This window comes from Candidatus Saccharimonadales bacterium (genome assembly GCA_040903985.1).
GTDB lineage: Bacteria > Patescibacteriota > Saccharimonadia > QS-5-54-17 > QS-5-54-17 > JBBDUI01.
Map to the genome: position 1 here is coordinate 741,195 of JBBDUI010000002.1, position 6,173 is coordinate 747,367.

Consider the following 6,173-nt stretch of genomic DNA (forward strand, 5'->3'; position numbering starts at 1 on the left):
GGATTATCAATGAAGGTTCAAGCAAGTGTCAAAAGAATGTGTGTTGACTGCAAGATTATCCGCCGCGAAGGCGTGGTAAGAGTCATTTGCTCGAAACCGAAACATAAGCAGAGGCAGGGATAGATGGCGCGTGTAGCAGGGGTAAACATTCCAGACGACAAAAGGGCGGTAATCGCCCTGACTTACGTGCTAGGTATCGGGCTGACCAGCTCGAAAAAGATTTTAGATAAGGTCGGAGTGAATCACGATACTCGCATCAAGGACTTAACCGAGACTGAGCTAACTAAGATTCGAGAGACCATCGATGCTGACTATGAGGTAGAGGGTGATCTAGCCCAGCGTCGTCGCGTCAGCATCAACCGCCTGCGTGAGATTAACAGTTACCGCGGGTTACGCCACAAAGCTAATCTACCGGTTCGCGGACAACGCACTAAGACTAACGCCCGAACTCGGCGTGGTCGTCGTGCAACTGTCGGTGGAAATAAGAAGGTATAAGGAATAATATGGCCCAAGCTACTAAGAAGACTACCGTTAAGAAGAGCCGCAAACGTTCAGTACCGAACGGACAGGTTCATATTCAAGCTAGTTTTAATAATACGATCATCAGTTTTACCGACCCTAAAGGTAATGTGTTGGGCTGGTCTAGTGCTGGAGCTAACGGTTTCAAAGGCTCACGCAAGGGTACGGCCTACGCCGCTCAGTTAGCTAGCGAGACTGCTGCCGAGAAGGTGAAAGACTATGGCGTTAAACAAGTAGAGGTTTTCGTCCGTGGCATCGGTCAAGGGCGCGAAGCCGCTATTCGAGCTTTGATGAATACCGAGATTATGGTAACTAGCATCAAGGATGTAACCGGCGTCCCTCATAACGGTTGCCGCCCACGGAAGGCAAGGAGAGTCTAATGGCACGAGATTTAACCCCAATCGTAAAACGCAGTCGCCGTGAAGGCGTCGCCCTACACCCGAAGGCTCATAAGATTATGGCGCGGCGTAAGGCTCTACCTGGTGAACGGGCCGGCGCCCGTCGCGGCAAGGTAACCCAATACGCCCAGCAGTTACGTGAGAAGCAGAAGGTTAAGCGTATGTACGGACTACTCGAAAAGCAGTTCCGCCGTCTAGTCCAAGAGGCCGAACGGCGTGATGGCGTGACCGGAGAGCTCCTGCTTGAGTACCTAGAACGCCGTCTGGACAATACCGTCTATCGACTACATCTAGCACCTAGCCGTACAGCTGCCCGACAGCTCGTGACACACGGCCACATTATGCTTAACGGACGTCGGGTCGACATTCCATCGATTCGAGTGAAGCCGGGAGATGAGATCGCGGTCAGGCCTAAAAGCGCTAAGAACGCTTATTTTGAAGCCCTCGAGATCGATGAGGAACCTAACCTTAGTTGGTTGTCACTTAATAAGAGTAAGATGACGGCAAAGGTGACCGGGATACCACAGCGGGAAGAGGCCGAACCAGAGATCAGCGAGCAGTTAATAATTGAATTCTATTCAAGATAAAGGGAGCACATTCATGCACAACATTCACTTACCAGATATTATCACTACCAGCGAAGATCCACACAAAGGCTCTTTCGTAATCGAACCTTTGCACCGTGGTTTCGGTGTAACTATCGGCAACTCACTGCGACGAGTTCTACTCTCATCGCTGGGCGGAGCTGCCGTTACGGCTTTTAGCGTTGCAGGGGCTAGTCACGAGTTCACTACCCTAGAGGGTGTTAAGGAAGATGTCGTCACAATTACGCTTAACCTAAAGCGTCTGCGCTTACGCGTCTTCTCCGATGCGCCCCAGACTATTACTTTGAAGAAAAAGGGGAAGGGTATAGTCACAGCTGCCGACATTACCACTAATGCCGATGTTGAGATAGCCAACCCCGAGCAAACTATCGCAACCCTAGACAACGACAAGGCCAGTATCGACATGACTATCCAGGTCGAGAAAGGTCGCGGTTACTCCCCGGTAGAAGACCGGGGCAACCAACTACCGATCGGCATGATCGGTCTAGACGCTCTATTCTCTCCGGTTGAGCGGGTACGTTACAAGGTAGAGAACACTCGTGTGGCGCAGGTTACTGACCTTGATAAGCTGATTATTGATATCGAAACCGACGGTACAGTATTAGCTAGCGAGGCTCTACGTAGTGCAGCCACTATTCTCGTTAACCAATTCAACACCATCGCCGGTGGCGAAGCTAACTCTGCAAGCGATGTACCGGTAGAAGAAAGTGACGAGCTAAATATTAGCGTAGCCGACATGGAGCTATCTCAGCGCACCCTTAACGCGCTAGAGAAGAACGATATTACTACTGTTAAGCAACTGATCGGAATGAGTGAGTCCGAACTTAAGAACCTTAAGGGCTTCGGCAGTAAGGCGTTCGAGGAAGTTATTGGTAAGTTAAAGGAGCTGGAGCTAAAGTAATGTCACGTCCTGCGCAACGCCACAAACTATCACGTACTCGCGACCAACGACGCGCTCTGCTTAAAGGGATGGCTGAATCTCTGATTATTCATGAGAGTATTCTTACTACTAAGCCTAAGGCTCGGGCATTACGACCGTATGTAGAAAAGCTTGTGACTAAGGCTAGAGTAGATAATCAGCACGCTCGTCGCCTAGTACGCAGTCGGATATCAACCGATGATAGCTTGCGCAAGCTATTTGAAACGATCGGCCCTCGTTTTGCAGATCGGGCCGGTGGTTATACTCGTATCGAAGCCGCTGGCTGGCGGCGTGGCGATGATGCCCCTATGGCCCGAATTAGTTTTGTCTCGACCGACACGGAAGAAAGCCAGAGTACAGTTGGTGTTCCAGCTACTACCGATCCCGTAGAGCCAGCAGTTAAACCGGCACCGGCTAAACCAGCTGCGACCAAGAAGTCCGCTACTAAAAAGGCCGCGCCTAAGCCAGCAGCTAAATCCGCTGCTAAGAAGCCTAAGGAGGCATTGGCATGAAAACTTATTCTCAAAAACCGGTTGAAGTAGTTCGTAACTGGTATGTGATCGATGCTGAGGGCGTACCGTTGGGCCGACTGGCTAACCAGGCTGCTCGCTATCTGCTCGGTAAGCATAAGCCGACCTACACGCCCCACATAGATGGAGGAGATACTATTATCGTTATTAATGCCGATAAGATTAAGATTACCGGTAATAAGCTTCTGCAGAAGCGTTACTACCGTCATAGCGGTTACCCGGGCGGTATCTACAGCAAGACGTTGGAGCAGCAGATGCAGCAAGACTCGCGGGAGGTTATCAAATCGGCTGTAAATGGCATGCTACCGGATAACCGCTTGAAGTCAGATCGGATGTTACGATTAAAGATCTATAGTGGTACTGAGCATCCGCATGATCCACAACAACCGAAGAAGTTAGGAGTTAACTAATGGCAGTAGATAAGTACTATTACGGCGTCGGAAGACGCAAGGAGTCAATTGCGACTGCCCGTCTCTATAGCGGCGGTGATGGTGAGGTGAGTGTAAACGATCAACCGCTCGAAGTGCACTTCAATCACCCGGAGCAGCAAGAGCGGGTGGTGCAGCCGCTCACACTACTCGATAAACGTAGCAGCTATCGAATCTCATTGCATATTAAAGGTGGTGGTCTCAGCGGTCAGGCTGATGCTGCTAAATTAGCTATAGCGAATGCTTTAGTTGAGTCGAGTGAAGACCTACGACCAACCCTCAAGCGAGCCGGCTACCTGAAGCGCGATGCTCGAGTTAAGGAGCGTAAGAAGTACGGTCTTAAACGCGCCCGTAAGGCACCGCAGTTTACCAAGCGTTAGCTATTCTTAACTTCAGGCGGGAACGCCCTCAACCTAACCAGGGGCTAACATGTCCGTAGCTATAATCTATCAAAATGATGATCTACTAGTCGTAAACAAACCGGCCGGTATGCTGGTACACCCAGGTAACGGCACTCCAGATAGTGAACCTACTGTAATGAGCGAACTAGCAGAGTTGATTGATGACCCCGGTAGTGAGCGACCAGGAATAGTACATCGTCTAGATAAAGACACTTCCGGAGTAATGGTAGTAGCTCGTACAGCGGCTACTCGGGACTACTTGCAGGCTCAGTTCAAGCAAAGACAGGTCACTAAGGTCTACCTAGCCGCCGTACATGGCCACTTAAAGCACCCACAGGCGCGGCTAGAGTGGCCACTTGGGCGACACTATAAGAATCCGATGAAACGTACAGTACGTCCAGACGGACGTATGGCCGTTAGCGAATACCAAGTCGTAGAGGAGCTGCCTGGCTATAGTTTGTTGCGGGTTATGATTATGACCGGCCGCACCCACCAGATTAGAGCCCATCTTCAGCACCTCGGCCATCCGGTAGTGGGAGATCGACTTTATGGTAGCAGCGAGACCCTATTAGCCCGACAGTTCCTCCACTCCCTAGAGCTTACTTTTACCATTGCCCAGAATGGGGAGAAGAGAACGTTCATGGCCGATCTATCTCGGGATTTACAGCAGTTTTGGTATAATAAGGCGCAAGATGCAACTACTTCTACATCCCAAAACCGTTAAAGAGCTGGCCCTACTCGATACAACTGGGGCGTTTGTTGTTCATGGTCCTGCTGGTGTAGGAAAGACTACTGCTGTACTAGAGAGGTTGGTGCCTCACCGTCCTCAGGTTATTGTTCCTGAGCCGACTGCGATTAAGCTGGCAGCAGTTCGTGAGCTATCATCTCATTTTCATTTAAAAGGTCGTGTGAGCGAACGTCGCATTATTGTGATAGATAGGGCCGATACCATGACCGTGGCGGCGCAGAATGCACTCCTTAAGACCCTAGAAGAAGTTCCGGCTCAAGCCCAGATAGTCCTGATAGCCGATGAGCTTGGTCGTTTACTTCCGACCATTCGTTCGCGCTGTCATCAGATTTATTTTCAGGCCCCTACTTCAGACCAGGTGGCCGCCTGGCTTGCCGAGCAGGAACATGGTTTAAATAGCGAAGAGATTGCACTGTTCGCCCGCAACCTGCCGGCGCGAGTAACCAATTTACTTGCCGATCCGGAAGTTCTAGCAGCTACTAAACGACGCTATGAGTTGATCGAAAAACTATTTAGTACCAATCACTATGAGGCGCTGCGATCTGCTCGAATCTTGCAGCCAGAAACGATCGAAGTGCTAGAGGACTGTATTGCCTATGCCCGTCAGCAGCTCCGTTTGCAATCCGGGCGCTATTGGGAAGATGCCATCCAGTCTTGCCGTTATGCTCAGGATCTACTCTCCGTTAACGCCAACAAGCGTTATATTCTAGACGCTATCGCCCTTAGCTTGAGGCCGGCATGGTAGAAATCGGCTTAATCGTTCTAGCCTTCATACCAGTAGTAGTTATTCTCTTCCGCTATCGTCAGCAGAGTCTGCACGATGTCACTACCCCAAAGCAGTCGCAAATCATTAAACGATTATGGGAGTATGCAGAGACCGCTATCGGCAAGCAGCGCTACGAGTTAGCAGAGAAAGCGCTACTGAAGATATTAAAAAATGACCCTAAGAATACGGCAGCCTACAACCGACTCGGGCTACTCTATGTGCGAATGGATCGAGCTAAGGATGCAGTTTCCTGCTTCGATATTGCTTCTAGCTTAGCCCCATCTGTAGCAAGTCTGTATAACCTAGGCATCGTCGAGCTTCAGAGCGGTAACCTCACCCAGGCTGCTTCAGCTTTAGAGCGAGTTATCGACTTAGAACCGACTAGTAAGCGTTTACTGGTTTTCGCCCGGGTACATCAGCAGCTCGGTAACCATAAAAAGGTGGTCGACATTTTGCAGCGGGTGGTCGATGAGGAGCCCAGTCGTCGCAATCTTGAGTACTTAGCTGAGAGCTACGAAGCGGCTAAACAGTATAAGAAAGCAGAAGAGGTACGTCAACGGTTGCGAGGTGAGGCCATAATCTCGAGTCCGGATGGAGATGATACTGGAGAGGTGGCTTAGACTCCGCCCGTGCTGGTCTCTAAATTGTTTAAGCGTCGTATATCTGCTACTATTTTAGTTGCTTTAACAGCTTAGAAGCTTACTAAATAACAATAGTTTTTAGAATTATTATGCCGCCCTAGCTCAGGGGTAGAGCGCTTCCATGGTAAGGAAGAGGTCGCGGGTTCAATTCCCGCGGGCGGCTCCACGTCAGACTAAACCTACAGCTTCCTCTAAAACAGCGGAAGCTGTTTTACTTT

General features: G+C 50.2%; 11 protein-coding genes and 1 tRNA gene. All 12 read left to right on the top strand.

What is annotated here, in order from left to right:
• The first annotated feature begins 9 nt into the window (after positions 1–9).
• Complete coding sequence (gene rpmJ / locus WD467_04010) at positions 10–123, top strand: 50S ribosomal protein L36 (protein ID MEX2453038.1); 114 nt, start codon at positions 10–12, stop codon at positions 121–123.
• Positions 124–495 (top strand): 30S ribosomal protein S13, encoded by a 372-nt coding sequence (gene rpsM, locus WD467_04015; GenBank protein MEX2453039.1) that lies wholly within the window; start codon positions 124–126, stop codon positions 493–495.
• A gap of 8 nt (positions 496–503) precedes the next feature.
• Positions 504–899 (top strand): 30S ribosomal protein S11, encoded by a 396-nt coding sequence (gene rpsK, locus WD467_04020; GenBank protein ID MEX2453040.1) that lies wholly within the window; start codon positions 504–506, stop codon positions 897–899.
• Positions 899–1,504, top strand: coding sequence for a 30S ribosomal protein S4 (gene rpsD / locus WD467_04025; GenBank protein MEX2453041.1), 606 nt, complete (start codon positions 899–901; stop codon positions 1,502–1,504). Before rpsK ends, rpsD begins: the two co-directional genes overlap by 1 nt.
• On the top strand, positions 1,485–2,423 hold the full coding sequence (locus tag WD467_04030; GenBank protein ID MEX2453042.1) for a DNA-directed RNA polymerase subunit alpha: 939 nt from the start codon (positions 1,485–1,487) through the stop codon (positions 2,421–2,423). The genes rpsD and WD467_04030 overlap by 20 nt, the downstream gene beginning before the upstream one ends.
• Positions 2,423–2,953: a 50S ribosomal protein L17 gene (gene rplQ, locus WD467_04035; protein MEX2453043.1), complete on the top strand. Its 531-nt coding sequence runs from the start codon at positions 2,423–2,425 to the stop codon at positions 2,951–2,953. The genes WD467_04030 and rplQ overlap by 1 nt, the downstream gene beginning before the upstream one ends.
• Positions 2,950–3,381, top strand: coding sequence for a 50S ribosomal protein L13 (gene rplM / locus WD467_04040; protein MEX2453044.1), 432 nt, complete (start codon positions 2,950–2,952; stop codon positions 3,379–3,381). The genes rplQ and rplM overlap by 4 nt, the downstream gene beginning before the upstream one ends.
• Positions 3,381–3,779, top strand: a complete 399-nt coding sequence (gene rpsI, locus WD467_04045) for a 30S ribosomal protein S9 (GenBank protein ID MEX2453045.1) — start codon at positions 3,381–3,383, stop codon at positions 3,777–3,779. Before rplM ends, rpsI begins: the two co-directional genes overlap by 1 nt.
• Positions 3,780–3,828: 49 nt before the next feature.
• On the top strand, positions 3,829–4,524 hold the full coding sequence (locus WD467_04050; GenBank protein ID MEX2453046.1) for an RluA family pseudouridine synthase: 696 nt from the start codon (positions 3,829–3,831) through the stop codon (positions 4,522–4,524).
• A complete protein-coding gene (locus tag WD467_04055) occupies positions 4,493–5,293 on the top strand; it encodes a hypothetical protein (GenBank protein ID MEX2453047.1) in 801 nt (266 codons plus the stop codon). The genes WD467_04050 and WD467_04055 overlap by 32 nt, the downstream gene beginning before the upstream one ends.
• Complete coding sequence (locus WD467_04060; GenBank protein MEX2453048.1) at positions 5,287–5,934, top strand: tetratricopeptide repeat protein; 648 nt, start codon at positions 5,287–5,289, stop codon at positions 5,932–5,934. The genes WD467_04055 and WD467_04060 overlap by 7 nt, the downstream gene beginning before the upstream one ends.
• 112 nt (positions 5,935–6,046) lie before the next feature.
• Positions 6,047–6,121, top strand: a tRNA-Thr gene (locus tag WD467_04065).
• Positions 6,122–6,173 lie beyond the last annotated feature (52 nt).